This window comes from Streptomyces sp. NPDC002467 (genome assembly GCF_042889825.1).
Classification (GTDB): Bacteria; Actinomycetota; Actinomycetes; order Streptomycetales; family Streptomycetaceae; genus Streptomyces.
Window position 1 is genome coordinate 1 of sequence record NZ_JBIARJ010000053.1, and the last position, 1,844, is coordinate 1,844.

Below are 1,844 nucleotides of genomic sequence, written 5' to 3' on the forward strand. Positions count from 1 at the left end.
GAGGCGGCGGCGCGTCTGCTGGAGATCGGCCGTCACACGCTTGAGGTAATCGCGGAGCTTGTCTTCATTCGGCATGCAGAGCCATCCCCTTGGGCTACCGGGCCACCCGTTCGGCTCCCCACCCTCCTCTCCGCTGCTTGGCTTGGCCTTAATCAGACCTAAAGCCCGGGCGCGTTTAGTCGCAATTAAGCCGCTGCTCCTACCTTCAGGCGCGAAGCGCTCTCTGTCTCGAGAGGTCACCACCATGTCCGACGCCGATATCTCCGGCATACCGTCCTTTCCCTTCGCCCGGACGTGTCCGTTCAGTCCGCCGGCCGAGTACGCACCGCTGCGCGCCGAAGAGCCCATGTCGCAGGTGGTGCTCCAGAACGGGAAGACGGCCTGGCTGGCCACGCGCCACGAGCACGTGCGCACCCTGCTCAGCCATCCGGCCACCACGGCCAGTCGCGCCCATCCCGCCTTTCCCGCGACCGTCGCCAATGTGGGGGCGTTCGCGCAGAAGGGTTTCCTGCTGTCGATGGACGCCCCGGACCATTCGCTGCACCGGCGCATGGTCACGAGTGAATTCACGCTGAATCGAACCCGGAAACTCCGACCGCGAATTCAGGAAATCGTCGACGAATGCGTGGACAGAATTCTTGAGGCCGGCGCCGGCGGCAGGCCGGTGGACCTCGTCCAGGAACTCTCGCTGCCGGTCCCCTCGCTCGTCATCTGCGAGCTGCTGGGGGTTCCGTACGAGAGCCGGGGCGTGTTCCAGAAGTACACGGAGGTGCTGCTGGAGCGTTCCAGCACCCCGGAGGAGCGCGGGGCGGCCTTCGGCGCGCTGCGCGCGTTCCTCGGCGAGCTGGTGTCCAGCAAGGACGACGAGCCGGACGACGCGCTGCTCAGCCGGCTCGCCGTGAAGTACCGCGAGGCCGGCATCCACGACCACGAGCTGCTCACCGGTTTCGCGATGCTGCTGCTCCTGGCCGGCCACGAGACGACGGCGAACATGATCTCGCTGGGTGTGACCGCCCTGCTGCGGGAGCCGGAGAAGCTCGCCACGATCACCGCCGACCCGTCCCGGACGCCCGGCGCGGTCGAGGAGCTGCTGCGCTGGTTCAGCATCGTGGACTACCCGACCGCCCGCGTGGCCCTGGAGGACATCGAGGTCGGCGACGTCGTCGTACGCGCCGGCGAGGGCTTCATCGCGTCGGCCGCGGCCGCCAACCACGACGAGTCGGTCTTCCCCGACCCGGCCGAACTGGACCTGGGACGCAGTACGTCCGGCCATGTCGCGTTCGGGTTCGGCGTGCACGCCTGCCTCGGCCAGAACCTGGCCCGGGCCGAACTCGAAATCGTCTACGACACCCTTTTCCGGCGCGTCCCCGGACTGCGCCTGGTCTCGCCGCCCGAGGACCTTCCGTTCAAGGACGCGACCGTATTCGGAATCCACCGACTGGAGGTGACCTGGTGAGCCAGAGCCAGACCCGTCTGCTGATCACCATCAAGGAAGAGGAGTGCTGCTCCTCCGGTATCTGCGCGCTGACCGCGCCGGACGTGTTCGACCAGCGCGAGGAGGACGGCGTCGTCTTCCTGCTCGACAAGGACCCCGCCCCGTCGCTGCACGCCGAGACGAAGGACGCGGCCCGCCGCTGCCCGTCGCTCGCGATCGAAGTCGAGGAAATCCCGGCCTGACGGCCCGCCCGGCGGCTCACCCCGCCCGGCGGCTCGCCCGCCCGCCTGCTCGCCCGCTCGCCCCCTCCCCAGAAACGGGTCTCTCTCCAGTGGCTGACAACGAAGACAAGTTCCGCGAATACCTCAAGCGAGCCACCGCCGATCTGCGACAGGCCCGGCGTGAGCTG

Annotated in this window: 4 protein-coding genes; 3 read left to right on the top strand and 1 reads right to left on the bottom strand. The window is 68.3% G+C overall.

What is annotated here, in order from left to right:
- Window positions 1–348 (bottom strand): polyketide synthase docking domain-containing protein (locus tag ACFYYJ_RS41500; protein WP_389140213.1); only part of this gene is annotated, 348 nt, incomplete at its 3' end.
- Between ACFYYJ_RS41500 and ACFYYJ_RS41505 the strand changes: the two genes are divergently transcribed.
- The 3 genes from ACFYYJ_RS41505 to ACFYYJ_RS41515 all read left to right on the top strand — a co-directional run.
- The gene (locus tag ACFYYJ_RS41505; RefSeq protein WP_389140216.1) at window positions 245–1,456 is read left to right on the top strand and encodes a cytochrome P450; all 1,212 of its coding nucleotides are present in this window, start codon (window positions 245–247) and stop codon (window positions 1,454–1,456) included. The two genes, ACFYYJ_RS41500 and ACFYYJ_RS41505, sit on opposite strands and share 104 nt — an antisense overlap.
- Window positions 1,453–1,677, top strand: a complete 225-nt coding sequence (locus ACFYYJ_RS41510; protein WP_385367161.1) for a ferredoxin — start codon at window positions 1,453–1,455, stop codon at window positions 1,675–1,677. Before ACFYYJ_RS41505 ends, ACFYYJ_RS41510 begins: the two co-directional genes overlap by 4 nt.
- 89 nt (window positions 1,678–1,766) lie before the next feature.
- The coding region (locus ACFYYJ_RS41515; RefSeq protein WP_376662508.1) for a polyketide synthase docking domain-containing protein at window positions 1,767–1,844 on the top strand (78 nt) is incomplete at its 3' end.

Coding starts and splice junctions, on each gene's coding strand:
- ACFYYJ_RS41505 (WP_389140216.1), top strand. CDS start 245: ATGTCCGACGCCGATATCTCCGGCATACCGTCCTTTCCCTTCGCCCGG.